10 protein-coding genes and 1 tRNA gene are annotated in these 14,954 nt (G+C 43.7%); 7 read left to right on the top strand and 4 right to left on the bottom strand.

Translation table 11 applies throughout. From position 1 onward, the window contains the following. Positions 1-79: 79 nt before the first annotated feature. Together gltX and ACAX20_RS10610 are read left to right on the top strand one after the other, a co-directional pair. Positions 80-1,489: a glutamate--tRNA ligase gene (gltX, locus tag ACAX20_RS10615; protein WP_371186063.1), complete on the top strand. Its 1,410-nt coding sequence runs from the start codon at positions 80-82 to the stop codon at positions 1,487-1,489. A gap of 130 nt (positions 1,490-1,619) precedes the next feature. Further along, positions 1,620-2,954 (top strand): DEAD/DEAH box helicase, encoded by a 1,335-nt coding sequence (locus ACAX20_RS10610; RefSeq protein ID WP_371186061.1) that lies wholly within the window; start codon positions 1,620-1,622, stop codon positions 2,952-2,954. A gap of 78 nt (positions 2,955-3,032) precedes the next feature. Here ACAX20_RS10610 and hpf read toward each other — a convergent pair whose 3' ends face one another. The 4 genes from hpf to ACAX20_RS10590 form a co-directional block, all read right to left on the bottom strand. Continuing rightward, a complete protein-coding gene (gene hpf / locus ACAX20_RS10605) occupies positions 3,033-3,344 on the bottom strand; it encodes a ribosome hibernation-promoting factor, HPF/YfiA family (protein WP_371186060.1) in 312 nt (103 codons plus the stop codon). 504 nt (positions 3,345-3,848) lie between these two features. Continuing rightward, positions 3,849-4,043: a DUF4250 domain-containing protein gene (locus ACAX20_RS10600; protein WP_371186058.1), complete on the bottom strand. Its 195-nt coding sequence runs from the start codon at positions 4,041-4,043 to the stop codon at positions 3,849-3,851. Positions 4,044-4,339: 296 nt separating this feature from the next. Further along, the gene (locus ACAX20_RS10595) at positions 4,340-5,929 is read right to left on the bottom strand and encodes an ABC-F family ATPase (protein ID WP_371186056.1); all 1,590 of its coding nucleotides are present in this window, start codon (positions 5,927-5,929) and stop codon (positions 4,340-4,342) included. A 60-nt stretch (positions 5,930-5,989) separates the two neighbouring features. Beyond that, positions 5,990-8,338 carry a YgiQ family radical SAM protein gene (locus tag ACAX20_RS10590; protein WP_371186054.1) on the bottom strand — a complete coding sequence of 783 codons (2,349 nt, stop codon included), beginning with the start codon at positions 8,336-8,338 and terminating at the stop codon, positions 5,990-5,992. Between the two features lie 303 nt (positions 8,339-8,641). Between ACAX20_RS10590 and ACAX20_RS10585 the strand changes: the two genes are divergently transcribed. The 5 genes from ACAX20_RS10585 to ACAX20_RS10565 all read left to right on the top strand — a co-directional run bounded on the left by ACAX20_RS10585 (position 8,642) and on the right by ACAX20_RS10565 (position 14,910). Continuing rightward, complete coding sequence (locus tag ACAX20_RS10585) at positions 8,642-11,125, top strand: prolyl oligopeptidase family serine peptidase (RefSeq protein WP_371186053.1); 2,484 nt, start codon at positions 8,642-8,644, stop codon at positions 11,123-11,125. A gap of 145 nt (positions 11,126-11,270) precedes the next feature. Beyond that, positions 11,271-12,329 (top strand): quinolinate synthase NadA, encoded by a 1,059-nt coding sequence (nadA, locus tag ACAX20_RS10580; RefSeq protein ID WP_371186051.1) that lies wholly within the window; start codon positions 11,271-11,273, stop codon positions 12,327-12,329. A 263-nt stretch (positions 12,330-12,592) separates the two neighbouring features. Beyond that, positions 12,593-12,680 (top strand) — tRNA-Ser (locus ACAX20_RS10575). Between the two features lie 199 nt (positions 12,681-12,879). After that, a complete protein-coding gene (locus ACAX20_RS10570; RefSeq protein ID WP_371186049.1) occupies positions 12,880-13,725 on the top strand; it encodes an AAA family ATPase in 846 nt (281 codons plus the stop codon). 12 nt (positions 13,726-13,737) lie between these two features. After that, on the top strand, positions 13,738-14,910 hold the full coding sequence (locus ACAX20_RS10565) for a VWA domain-containing protein (RefSeq protein ID WP_371186048.1): 1,173 nt from the start codon (positions 13,738-13,740) through the stop codon (positions 14,908-14,910). The last annotated feature ends 44 nt before the right edge of the window (positions 14,911-14,954 follow it).

Genomic DNA, 14,954 nt, shown 5'->3' with positions numbered 1-14,954 from the left:
TAGAATACGCGACAAATTTTTATCTACAGCATTTTCTTGATTTGCAACTGATTAAATCGAGTAATAGAGCGAGAATCTTATGACAACGACCCGTTTCGCCCCGAGTCCTACAGGCTATCTACACGTTGGTGGTGCCCGTACTGCACTTTATAGTTGGTTATACGCTAAAAAAACTGGCGGTGACTTTGTTTTACGTATCGAAGACACTGACTTAGAGCGTTCTACGCAAGAATCAGTCGATGCGATTATGGATGGCATGAACTGGTTGAACTTAGAATGGGATCAAGGTCCGTTTTTCCAAACGCATCGTTTTGACCGTTACAAAGAAGTCATCGCTCAGTTAGTAGAAAACGGCCATGCGTATCGTTGTTACTGTACACCTGAAGAAGTTGAAGCAATGCGCGAAGAAGCGATGGCTAAAGGTGAAAACCCGCGCTATAACGGTATGTGGCGTGATCGCACAGATTACCCAGCTGATAAGCCGTACGTTATTCGTTTTAAAAATCCGTTAGCGGGTAGCGTGGTTATTGATGATATCGTTAAAGGTCGCATCGAAATTGGTAACAGCGAATTGGATGACTTAATCATTGCTCGCTCAGATGGTTCACCAACGTACAACTTAACAGTTGTTGTTGATGACTGGGATATGGGTATTACCCACGTGATCCGCGGTGATGATCACGTAAACAACACGCCACGCCAAATTAATATTTTGAAAGCGTTGGGCGCACCGTTGCCACAGTATGCACACATTCCAATGATTTTGGGTGATGACGGTAAACGTTTGTCTAAGCGTCATGGCGCAGTAAGCGTGATGCAATATCGTGATGAAGGTTACTTACCAGAAGCTCTATTAAACTACCTAGTACGTTTAGGTTGGTCTCACGGCGATCAAGAGATTTTCTCGCGTGAGGAAATGATCAAGTTATTCGACTTAACGGGCTGTAACCGTGCACCAAGTGCGTTTAATACCGACAAGCTTATTTGGGTAAACCAACACTACATGAAAACCTTGGCGCCAGAGTATGTTGCTGAGCATTTAGCGTGGCATATGGCAGATCAAGGCATTAATACCGATAATGGTCCTGAGCTTGCTGATGTAGTTAAAGTACAAGCTGATCGTGTTAAGACATTAAAGGAAATGGCGCAAATTTCTCGCTACTTCTATGAAGAGTATTCAGAGTTTGACGCCAATGCTGCGAAAAAACACTTACGTGGTGTCGCCAAAGAGCCTTTAGCTCTGGTACAAAGCAAGCTTGCAGCTTTAACCGAATGGACTGCGGAGCACATTCATACAGCGATCAATGCGACGGCTGAAGAGTTAGAAGTAGGTATGGGTAAAGTGGGTATGCCACTTCGTGTTGCCGCAACAGGTGCAGGTAACTCCCCATCATTGGATGTAACGCTTGAGTTATTAACACAAGAGCAAGTGATTGCTCGCATCAACAAAGCGTTAGCATTCATTGCTGAACGTGAAGCAAACGCGTAGTCATTAAAACGGGTTGTTTGAATACGTTGACTAAACAGCGCGTTTAAATACGTCGATAAATTAATGAATAAGCTACACTTGACGGTGTAGCTTATTTGTTTACACAGTTATATTTTATGGAGAACTTTCGTTGGCATTTGCTGATTTTAATTTAGACCGTCGTTTATTGACGGCTGTTGAACACATGGGCTTTGACAAGCCTACCGACATTCAATTGCAAGCCATTCCTGCGGCCATGCATGGGCATGATTTAATCGCATCATCAAAAACCGGCTCAGGTAAAACTTTGGCTTATCTATTACCAGCGATTCAACGCATGATCCGTAACAAAGCTTTATCAAAAAAAGACCCTCGAGTGTTGATTCTGACACCAACGCGAGAGCTGGCTAAACAAGTTTTTGCTCAGCTACGCGCGGTAACTGCTGGTACTCGTTTTAAAAATGCGCTTATTTTAGGTGGCGAAAACTTTAACGACCAAGTTAAAGTGCTCGATAAAAATCCAGACATTGTGGTGGCGACACCTGGACGTTTAGCAGATCACTTAGCTAAAGGCCTGTTTTATTTAAACGGTTTGGAAATGCTTATCCTTGATGAAGCTGATCGTATGCTTGATATGGGATTTGCTGAGCAATTAAAACAAATTAACTTAGCGGCTGATCATCGAAAACGCCAAACCTTAATGTTTTCGGCAACCTTAGATCATGAGCAAGTGAATATTTTTGCGCAAGATTTACTGAATAACCCTAAGCGTATCGCTATTGGCGCCATTACCAGCGAACATAAAGACATTACCCAGCGCTTATTGTTGGCCGATCACCTTGATCATAAGCAAGCCTTGCTTGAGCATTTTTTGCAGACCGAAAAGTATCAGCAGGTGATCATCTTTACCGCCACGCGCGCCGATACCGAGCGTTTAGCTGAATTATTAAACAAGCAGCAGTTCGATGCGATTGGTCTAAGTGGCGAACTTAAACAAGCTGAACGTAACCGTATTATGGAAAGCTTTGCCAAAGGCCAATACAACATTTTGGTGACCACCGATTTGGCCTCACGCGGCCTTGATTTAGTCAATGTATCGCACGTATTTAATTTCGATATGCCAAAACATGCCGAAGAGTACGTGCATCGAATTGGTCGTACCGGACGTGCTGGTGCAAAAGGTGATGCTATTTCATTTGTCGGCCCGAAGGATTGGCAAAGCTACTTAAATGTAAAAGCGTTTTTACAGCAAGATATGCCTTTTGTTGGCGTAGAAGGCTTACGGGCTAAGTTTACGGGCTTAAAACCGAAAAAAGCCGTTACCGCTAAAACAAAAACAAAAGCGACAGAGAAAAAGCAAGCTGTTAAGAAAAAAGCACCAAAAGTGAAGAAGAAAATAGTCTTTACTGACGAGGGCTTTGGCGATATGCCGTTAATGAAGAAAAAACCAGGCAAGTTTGTCGATAGTGAAGATGATGAGTCATAAAGCTGGCAGCGACTAAAACGCCTTGTAAAAATAAAAAAGAGCTCATTAGAGCTCTTTTTTGTGTCAGTTGGAAAAGTATTAAGCGGCTTGGATTTTATTATGCAGGTTGGCTTTTAACACCCCTTTGCGATGCTGCAGCGCTGCATCAAGCTTTTTCACACAACTGCCGATAGCGACATATAAATCATCGTCTTGGGCAGACACCGCCATTTTTTGGTTTTCGTAATTGGTGACCGCTTCGATTTTTTGGCTATTCTTATCGACCTTCAGAATGACCTCGAGAGACATTAAACTCGGAAAATGATTAGCAATTTTTTCAAACCTGCTATTGATGACATCTGTGATGGCTTCAGTTACTTCTACGTGATGACCTGAAATTGTAATTCTCATACATGTCTCCTAATTGTTATCTCAAGCAAAGTATTTTGCTCTTGTTTTTAGAATGGGGTTAATCGTTACAAGATACAAGAGAAAAATTTAACAAAATGTTCAAAACTTGATGTACCGCAAATATTCCCTTTTATTATCAGTCTATTAACAAACCCAGAGGGGGAACTCCATTAAGCTGAAATATTGCTCACCTAAATTTTGGTGGCAAGTAAGTGACACAATCACCAAGTGCGCTAAAAATAGACAACCCGCTAAAGCTGTTGACTCGTTATGGAACGTTAAGTTCCTCGGGATAGCTAAATAAGTCCTTGATGTTGAATAAATAACGGACCCAAAAGACACAGACGGTTGTGTGAATAAAATACTGATGTACGGGACGGTGAATATTAAATGATCAGTGGCTAAGCACTGTCAGCTCGTGGAGTTATTCGTCCTGCGATTACAAGTTATGGGCATGACGAATAGAGAAGCAAGCGACAATACTTGACTTGACTTGGATCGTGGCTAGTCAGGCTTAAATTGATTGCTTAGCGCATCGTAGTGATAGCCTAATTCGTCCATTTTATGAAACAGTTGATTCGCATCGAGATCATAGCGTGAAATGAGTTGATCTAAGGTATCACACTCTAGGCGTAAGCGTTCATTGACGATCCCTAAGACAATAGGGCTTTGCATACCTAACAGATTATTAATTTCCATAATGTTACCTTATTGCTTTGCTTTTACCCTTCTCGCTATATGGAATGGTTCAGCGTTGAGTCAACGTTATGATTAATTTTAGGTAAGCTTTGTCAAATCAGCCAATCGCTTGTACTTTAGCTGGCTAGTATTTTTGTGAGTAAACCAAAATTTGCGCGAACTGCTGGCGAAATGGCTTGCTGACATTATTTTTGGGGTAAACAAAAACACCGTGCTACATAGCACGGTGTTTTGCGGATAACAAAAGAGCGCCCGTTAATAAAGGCGAGCTTTGATTGATCAGATTGCTCGGTTTACTAGGCTTCTTGACTCTTTAAGTATTCTTCGTACGTACCGGCAAAATCGGTGTAGCCTTGTGGCGTTAATTCAATAACACGGGTGGCAATTGATGATACAAATTCACGGTCATGTGATACAAACACAATAGAGCCCTCAAACTTTTCAAGTGCCATATTCAATGACTCAATCGATTCCATATCCATGTGGTTGGTTGGTTCATCAAGGATCAAGATATTTGGCTTTTGCATCATCATCTTGCCGAATAACATGCGACCTTGCTCACCGCCCGATAACACCTTAACGGATTTCTTGATGTCATCTTGGCTAAACAATAAGCGACCTAAATAACCGCGCACCACTTGCTCGTCATCACCTTCTTGACGCCATTGGCTCATCCAGTCAAACAAGGTCATATCTTGTTCAAAATCTTTGGCGTGATCTTGTGCATAATAGGCGATGTTATGGTTTTCGGACCACTTGTATTCACCGCTGTCTGCGGTTAACTCACCCATTAGGGTGCGAAGGAAGGTGGTTTTACCGACACCGTTTTCACCAATAATCGCAATTTTTTCGCCAACTTCTGCCATTAAGCTGATATTCTTTAATACCTGCTTGCCGTCGAAGCCTTTGTTTAGCTCGTTGATTTCTAGTACGTTTCTAAATAATGGTTTTTCTTGTTCAAAGCGAATAAACGGGTTAACGCGACTAGACGCTTTAACTTCATCAAGTTGAATTTTATCAATTTGTTTCGCACGTGATGTCGCTTGTTTGGCTTTTGAGGCATTAGCCGAGAAACGACGTACAAAGTCTTGCAGCTCGGTAATTTGTGCTTTTTTCTTGGCGTTATCGGCCATTAGACGCGCACGAGCTTGCGTTGCTGCCAGCATGTATTCGTCATAGTTACCTGGATAAATACGCAACTCACCATAATCCAAGTCGGCCATGTGAGTACATACGCTGTTTAAGAAATGACGGTCATGCGAGATGATGATCATGGTTGAGTTACGCTCGTTTAATACGTTTTCAAGCCATGAAATGGTGTGAATGTCCAAGTTGTTGGTTGGTTCGTCTAATAGCAGAATATCTGGATCTGAGAATAGTGCTTGCGCCAGTAGTACACGCAGCTTCCAACCCGGTGCGACTTCGCTCATTCTACCGTAGTGTTGTTCGATCGGAATACCAACACCCATCAGTAATTCACCTGCACGGCTTTCTGCGGTATAGCCATCCATCTCGGCGTATTGCGTTTCTAGATCGGCCACTCGCATGCCATCTTCTTCACTCATTTCCGCTTGCGCGTAGATGCGGTCGCGTTCTTCTTTAACAGCCCATAGCTCATTGTGACCCATGATCACCGTGTCAACCACGCTGTAGTCTTCAAAGGCGAATTGATCTTGGCGAAGTTTACCTACGCGCTCATTGACATCAACCTTTACGTGACCGCCGCTCGGCTCAAGCTCACCGCCAAGAATTTTCATGAACGTCGACTTACCACAGCCGTTGGCGCCGATCAAACCGTAACGGTTACCGCCACCGAACTTAACTGAAATGTTTTCAAACAGTGGCTTGGCACCAAATTGCATGGTGATATTTGCTGTTGTGATCAAAAAGAAATCCTCAAAAATGGTTTATGGCGCGGCGTTAACGGCTGCGCCTTTAATAAAAGTTTATTTGCGTTTTTTCGCAGGCTTTTTAAATTGGTTATCGCTAAAGCGTGTTAATCCCGGCTTCGCTGGTTTGTGGCTACCTTGGCTTTTGTTACCCTTGCTGTGCTTACTTTGTGCAGGCTTGCCATTACCTAGGTTGCCGTCAGCTTGCTTGGTCGTTCGCTTTTGTCCGTAGGATGTTTTGTAGCCTTTAGCATTGTTTTTGCCTTGGCGGTAGTGTTGTTGTTTCTCACCGCGCGTTTCGTGTGGCACCAAACACTCAGGACCACTACCAATAAGTTTGCGAGCTAAGCCCATCTTCGTTAATGCTTCACGAATTAAGCCCCAGTTGTTTGGATCGTGGTAGCGTAAAATGGCTTTATGCAAGCGTCGCTGAATGGTGCCCTTAGGTACCGGTATCGAGGCACTGTCTTTACGTATTTTGTTTAACGAGTCTATCTCGGTATGGTAAATGGTGGTTGCATTTGCCAACGGAGATGGATAAAAATTTTGTACTTGGTCGAGCTTAAAGTTATTTTGCTTTAACCATAGCGCTAAGTTGACCATATCTTTATCGGTGGTGCCTGGATGCGCCGAGATAAAATACGGGATCAAATATTGCTTTTTACCGGCAAGCTTCGAGTAATGATCGAACATCTCTTTAAACTTGTGGTACGAACCCATACCTGGCTTCATCATTTTCGCCAATGGGCCTTCTTCCGTATGCTCTGGGGCGATTTTTAAATAGCCACCGACATGATGGCTCGCCAATTCTCTTACATACTCAGGATCTTTAATCGCTAAGTCGTAGCGCACACCGGAGGCGATTAAGATTTTCTTAATGCCTTTTACCGCTCGGGCTTTACGGTAAAGTTCAATGGTTGGTGTATGGTCAGTATCCATGTGGCCACAAATATCAGGCCAAACACAGCTTGGACGACGACAGGTTGCTTCGGCTTTTGGTGATTTACAGCGCAGCTGATACATGTTCGCTGTCGGGCCACCTAAATCGGAAATGACTCCAGTAAAGCCAGGCACTTTTTGCTTAATGTCTTCAATTTCATCAAGAATCGACTCATGCGAACGAGATTGAATGATGCGACCTTCATGCTCGGTTATAGAGCAGAATGAACAACCACCAAAACAGCCACGCATGATGTTGATGGAGGTTTTGATCATGTCATAGGCTGGAATTTTCGCATCCCCATAACAAGGGTGGGGCACACGGGCATACGGTAAACCAAACACCCCATCCATTTCCGCTTCGCTAAGCGGGATCGCCGGTGGGTTTAACCAAATCAAACGGTCGCCATGGGTTTGCACCAGCGCGCGGGCACTGGCTGGGTTGACTTCTTGATGGAAAATACGCGACGCATGCGCATACAACACGTGATTGTTACTTACTTGCTCGAACGACGGCAACTTCACGTAAGTAAATTCCCATGGTTTGTGTTTTTTATCCCAGCTTTTATTTTGATAATCGCTGATCTGAATCGGCACCGCTTCTTTGCTGATATCGACGCGATTTTCGCTATCATTTTTAGCCGCATTGACAATGGTGACACCAGAGTCAGTGATCTCATCTTTCTTATCACAGTTTGTCGCTACCATGTCTTGATAAGGACTTGGGATAGGATCGATTTTACCTGGCTTATCAATAGCGCGAGAGTCGACACCGCGCCAACCAGGTAGGGCGGTTTTGCTGATAAAGGCGGTACCACGTACATCGCGAATATCATTGATGTCTTCACCTTGCGCAATGCGATGGGCCACTTCAACCAAGGGACGCTCGGCATTACCATAGATAAGCAAATCGGCTTTGGCATCAAACAACACACTGCGACGCACTTTATCTGACCAATAATCGTAATGGGCGATACGACGTAAGCTTGCTTCAATACCACCTAGGATCACCGGTACATCTTTGTAGGCTTCTTTACAACGCTGTGAGTACACCAAGGTTGCTCTATCTGGACGCTTTCCACCTTCGTTATTTGGTGTGTATGCATCATCGTGACGTAAACGGCGCTCAGCGGTATAGCGGTTGATCATCGAGTCCATGTTGCCGGCGGTGACGCCAAAGAATAAATTTGGCTTACCTAAGCCCATAAAGGCATCTTTTGAATGCCAATCGGGTTGGGCAATGATACCAACACGAAAACCTTGTGATTCAAGCATACGACCGATGATCGCCATACCAAACGATGGATGGTCAACATAGGCATCACCAGTGACTAAGATGATGTCGCAACTGTCCCACCCTAATTCATCCATTTCTTTGCGCGACATCGGCAAAAATGGCGCGCTACCATAGCATTCAGCCCAATATCTTGGGTAATCAAACAAGGTGGTTTTTGGCAATGGGATCATGGTGACAGCTAACTCACTTATCGATAAAAAAAGGTAACGATATGGCAGCAACTTGTTCAGCGATTCTGCACATACATGTTTGGCGGCGGATTATAACAGAAACTTGTCGTCAAGTGTTGTCCGTAGAGGTTAAAGTTTGTACGAAAAATGCGCGAAATGACATTTTTATGGCAACGACAATTGCCTTGTATTGGCGGTTTTTGCTTTAATAGGCGCACAAATCCATCAAGCCTTGTTATGTTGCGCACCATTATTCGCCATTGTGGGCGTCAGTTGGCTTGTAAAAACAACAATCGGAAAGTTATGAAATATACGTTATTGGCCGCATCGGTCAGCATGTTACTTAGCGCTTGTGCCACAACACAATCGCTACCAGAGCAAGCCCCAGTTATTGATAAGCAAACAAGCGCTCAAGCGCCGACCCAGCAACCTGTACAAGGGGCCAAAGTCGTTGCGGCAGATGCAAATAAACAAATTACCCTAGAAAAAGTGATGTCTGATCCGGATTGGATGGGACGTGCACCAGAGAGTTGGTATTGGGGTGATGACAGCAACACGGTGTTTTACCAACAAAAACGTTTAGGTAACCCGGTTCGTGATTTAATGCAAAAGTCGTTAACCAGCCAAGGTAATGGCGACAAAGTAAATTACGCGAATTTACACCAAGTTGCCGATCGTAACGCCGTAGAAAGCGTTGACGGCACAAAAGAGTTGTATGTATTTAAAGGCAACGTCTTTTTAAAAGATTTAGTGGCAAAAACGGTTAAGCAATTAACCTTTACGTCGGCGGTTGAATCACAGCCTCGCTTTTTAAGTGATGGTCGTGTGGCATATCGCACTGGCAATGTGTTTTATGCACTGGATTTACGTAACAATCAATTACGTGAATTAGCTAATTTGCAAATGGCCAACACGCCAGGTAAAACTAAAGAAAAAACGTATATTGCTAAAGAGCAGCATAAGTTAATTAAGTTTGTTGCGCTGCAAGAGCGCAATGCTGGTATTCAAGCCGATAAAGACAGTGATATTCGTCAACAAAATGACACTATCGCAACCTCGACCTTCTACTTTGGTGAAGGCAAGCGTGTTGTTCAGGCTGAATTGTCACCAAACGGTAAAATGATGGTCGTGAGCGTGGCAAAAGATATGCCATGGAGCAAGGCTGAAGACATCATGCCAAACTACATCACCAGTAATGCCATGATCGACCCGCAGCGTGTGCGTTATCGTGTGTCAGATAATCGTGAATACACCGAGCAAGTATATTTACTGGATTTAGAGCATGATGCTCAGTACTTACTGAGCTTTGACAGCTTACCGGGTTTTGATGAAGACGTCTTAGCAGACGTGCGCAAAGAAAACTACGCGCGCGATGGCAAAAAGTACACATCAGAGAAAAAGCCTCGTAACATTCACTTAATGCAATATCGCCAAGCGGTTAAATGGCATAAAGACTCAAACCAAGTCGCCGTGATGATGGAAGCGTGGGATAACAAAGACCGTTGGATTGCCACCATCGACTTTGATGACAAAGCCTTTGTTAATCAGCACCGTTTACACGATGATGCATGGATCAACTGGGACTTTAACGATTTTGGTTGGTTTGACGAGTCGGAAACGCTTTATTATCAATCGGAAGAGTCCGGTTACGGCCACTTATACGTAAAATCGGTTGATGGTAAAGCACGCCAATTAACCTCGGGTAACTTTGAAGTGCGTCAGTTAACCAAAACAGACGATGAAGATACGTTCTACTTCCAAGCGAACAAAACTCACCCAGGTATTTTTGAAATTTACAAAGTGGATGTGGACAGCGCGCGCATTACGCCAGTAACTAGCCTTGGCGGTAATAATAGTTATGCATTATCACCAGATGAATCAAAACTGTTGATTGAGCATTCAACAACGACCATGCCGCCAGAGCTTTACGTAAAAGACGTTAATTTAAATGCTGAAGCAGTACGCATTACTCATACGGTAAGTGACGAGTTCTTATCGATGCCTTGGACGGCGCCAACGGTTGTTGAAGTTCCATCGAGCCATACCAAACAAGGTATTTTCTCTCGTATCTATCAACCACAAGAGCGAACGGATAACCCAAATGCGGGCAAAGCGGTAATGTTCGTCCATGGTGCGGGTTATTTACAAAACTCTCACTTAGGTTGGTCTGGTTACTTCCGTGAGTTTATGTTCCATTCAATGCTGGTTCAACAAGGTTACACCGTAATTGATATGGATTACCGTGCCTCGAAAGGTTACGGTCGCGATTGGCGTACTGCGATTTATCGTCATATGGGTAAACCAGAAGTGGAAGACATGCTAGATGGCGTGAATTGGTTGGTCGACAACGCCAATATCGACAAAGACAAAGTTGGTGTGTACGGTGGCTCTTACGGCGGTTTCCTAACCCTAATGGCGCTGTTTAAAGAGCCTGATACGTTTGCTGCGGGTTCTGCTTTGCGCTTGGTATCTGACTGGACGTCATACAACCACGGTTATACGTCAAACATTTTGAACACCCCAGGCGATGACCCAATTGCGTTTGAGCGTAGCTCACCAATTTACTTTGCAGAAGGCTTAACCAAGCCATTGTTAATAAACGCACCTATGGTGGACGATAACGTTTTCTTCCAAGACAGTGTGCGCTTGGTACAGCGTTTAATTGAGCTTGAAAAACAAGATTGGGAAACGGCTATTTACCCAGTAGAACCGCACGGTTTTGTACAACCAAGCAGTTGGTTAGACGAATACCGTCGTATTTATAAGTTGTTTGAAACCCACTTATAATTTAAAAACAACCACTTCCTAATCAGACAGTGATGAATAAGGCGCCCCTAGCCAGTTGGCTTGTGGCGCCTTTTGTTTAACTTTGGCCATAGATATTTTATACTATGGGCACTTACCTTTTTGATAACGTAAATAGAGCATTTCCATGTTAGAGACGACTTTAGCTGTTGATTTCGATTACACCTTCCCGGCCAAACCAAAGCCGTTAAGTGATGCTGAGAAACAAGAATACAAAGAAAAAATTAAGCAGCTACTCAAAGAAAAGAATGCGGTGTTGGTTGCCCATTACTACACTGATCCAGAAATTCAAGCATTAGCCGAAGAAACCGGCGGTTGTGTTGCTGACTCATTGGAGATGGCTCGCTTTGGTAATCAACACCCCGCAGAAACCTTGATTGTTGCAGGAGTTAAGTTTATGGGGGAAACCGCTAAGGTGTTAACCCCTGAAAAAACGGTACTTATGCCAACGTTAGAGGCGACTTGTTCATTAGACTTAGGTTGTCCAATTGATAAATTTAACGAGTTTTGCGATCAGCACCCAGAGCGCACCGTGGTTGTTTATGCTAATACGTCAACCGAAGTAAAGGCTCGTGCTGATTGGATTGTGACCTCAAGCTGTGCACTGGAAATTGTTGAGCACTTAGACGAGCAGGGCGAGACCATTTTATGGGGTCCAGATAAGCACTTAGGCTCATACATTGAAAAACAAACGGGCGCCGACATGATAATGTGGGATGGTGCGTGTATTGTTCATGATGAATTTAAAACCAAAGCGCTTAAAGACATGAAGGCACTGCACCCAGATGCGGCGGTGCTCGTACACCCAGAATCACCGGCGGCAGTCGTGGATTTAGCTGATGTTGTTGGTTCAACCAGCCAATTGATAAAAGCGGCGCAAGAGTTGCCGAACCAAAAGTTTATCGTTGCAACCGACCGTGGTATTTTCTACAAAATGCAGCAACTTTGCCCTGAGAAAGAGTTCTTTGAAGCCCCAACGGCTGGCGAAGGGGCCACGTGTCGCAGTTGCGCACATTGTCCGTGGATGGCAATGAACGGATTGCAAGCGATTCATGACGCATTGATTGATCCAACCGGTCGTGAAGTATTCGTTGATATGGACCTGCGTGATGGCGCGTTAAAGTCATTAAACCGCATGTTAGACTTTTCAGCGAAACTAAAACTGTCGCAAGCAAACAATACCTAAACATTGCAATCTCAAATTAAGCGAATCCGCTAATTGTTTAAAAACAGTACAAACGGCAAAGCAATATGCCGTTTGTACTTGCACCCTTGTTAATTATTCCCTAACATACGCCGAGCTAACGAAATACATTTTGTATAGTTGGCTATCTGTGAAGACAACACGTAAATAAAATTACAATACAATTCAAATTGGGTGAGTTGTTTGAGTGGCTGGAAGTGGAGATACCACGCCTGGCGTGCTCAGCCAAATCACTAATCAAATTAGGTGACGTGTCCGAGTGGCTGAAGGAGCACGCCTGGAAAGTGTGTATACGGCAACGTATCGAGAGTTCGAATCTCTCCGTCACCGCCATTTTATTATCCCTACTTATCATAAAAAACTCTTTAAATTTTTCAAAATTGCTTATCCCTATGAAAGGTGGCGCAAAAGCGTTAACATCTGATTCATAATTAATAATATCAACCTCCCTTTTTCTATTGGTCGGGCAATCTCTATCATGTTTATTGCTCGTTTTTCTTTTGGGAGAAAATATTGGGTTAACGGAAACATTATGTCTGCATTTAAAGGTACTGAAAATTACATCGCAAGCAATGAGTTACAACTAGCGGTTAATGCTGCTATTGCTTTGGAGAAGCCTCTACTGATTAAAGGCGAGCCTGGTACGGGTAAAACCATGCTGGCTGAAGAGTTGGCGAGAGCGTTAGATACTGAGCTGATTCAGTGGCATATCAAATCGACGACACGTGCGCAGCAAGGTTTGTATGAATACGATGCGGTATCACGTTTGCGTGACTCGCAACTGGGTAAAGATGGCGTTCAAGACATCAGTAACTACATTGTAAAAGGTAAGCTTTGGCAGGCGTTTGTGGCTGGTAAACGTCCGGTATTGCTGATTGATGAAATCGATAAAGCCGATATCGAGTTTCCAAATGACCTGTTATTAGAGCTCGATAAAATGGAGTTCCACGTATACGAGACTCAGCAACGTGTGGTTGCCAAACAACGTCCGATTGTGATCATCACCTCAAACAATGAAAAAGAGCTACCCGATGCGTTTCTTCGTCGTTGCTTTTTCCACTACATCAAATTCCCTGATAAACAAGAGATGCAGCAAATTGTCGATGTACATTTTGAAAACCTAAAAGCCGATTTATTAGAAGAGGCGCTAGCGGTATTTTTTGATTTACGAGACCTGCCGGGCTTAAAGAAAAAGCCATCCACATCAGAACTTATCGATTGGCTTAAGCTGTTGGTTGCCGAAGATATCCCTAAAGACGTGTTACAAGACAGCAATGCTGCGAAATCGATTCCACCACTGCATGGTGCATTATTAAAGAATGAACAAGACGTACATTTGTTTGAAAAGCTGGCCTTTATGCACCGCCGCGAGCGCTAACGGTTTATTGCTATGCTGATCGATTTTTTCTTTAAGCTGCGAGAATACAAAGTACCTTGTACCTTGCGTGAGCTATTGGATTTATTAAAGGCAATGGAGCAAAATGTCATTTTTTGCTCTGTCGATGACTTTTATGCGCTGTCTCGAGTGATTCTGGTAAAGGATGAAAGTCACTTTGATAAATTTGATCGAGCCTTTGCCGATTACTTTGAGGGCGTAGCCAGTATTGATTTAGATTTATCATCGATCCCTAAAGACTGGCTCGAAAAGCGCTTTGAACGACATTTAAGTGACGAAGAAAAGGCGCAAATAAAACAAATGGGCGGCCTAGAAGAGCTGCTCAAAACATTAAAAGAGCGTCTCAAAGAGCAAAAAGAGCGTCACCAAGGCGGTAATAAATGGGTAGGCACCGGTGGAACCTCGCCATTTGGCGCACACGGCTATCACCCGGGCGGCTTTCGCATAGGCCAAGAGGGAAATCGAAACTTTTCCGCATCGAAAGTGTGGGATAAGCGCGAATTTAAAAACCTTGATAGCAATGTCGAGCTTGGTACGCGTAACATTAAAGTGGCACTTCGCAAACTACGTCAATTTGCTCGTACTGGGGCAGCCGAAGAGCTGGATTTAGATAACACTATTAAAGCGACAGCTGAAAACGCTGGCTATCTTGACATTAAAATGCAAAAAGAGCGGCATAACGCGGTTAAAGTGCTGATGTTTTTTGATGTGGGCGGTTCGATGGACTCCTATATTCGGGTATGTGAAGAGCTGTTTTCAGCGGTACACACTGAATTTAAGCATCTTGAATACTTTTATTTTCATAACTGTGTGTATGAGCATGTTTGGCAAGATAACAGTCGCCGTTATAAAGAAACCATTGATGTATGGGATATTTTGCACCGATTTCCGCGCGATTATAAAATCATCTTCGTTGGCGATGCGACCATGGGGCCTTATGAAATCGCCTATCCAGGAGGGAGCGTTGAACACTGGAATGAAGAGCCGGGTAGTGTGTGGCTAAAGCGCATTGCTGATCACTTTGATGATTGTATTTGGTTAAACCCACAACCTGAAAACTTGTGGAGTTACTATCAGTCGATTGATTTAATTAAGCAGCTTATCTCAAAAAAAATGTACCCGATGACACTGGAAGGGCTATCTGAAGGCATCAAAGAGTTGCTTTAATTATTGGGTATACTTAGACGCGGCTGTTTTAAGCATGCTAAAGT

The organism is Thalassotalea sp. Sam97 (assembly GCF_041379765.1).
GTDB classification, from domain to species: Bacteria; Pseudomonadota; Gammaproteobacteria; order Enterobacterales; family Alteromonadaceae; genus Thalassotalea_A; species Thalassotalea_A maritima.
Note: the sequence above shows the minus strand (reverse complement) of the source record. Positions and strands in the feature narration are given on the sequence as shown.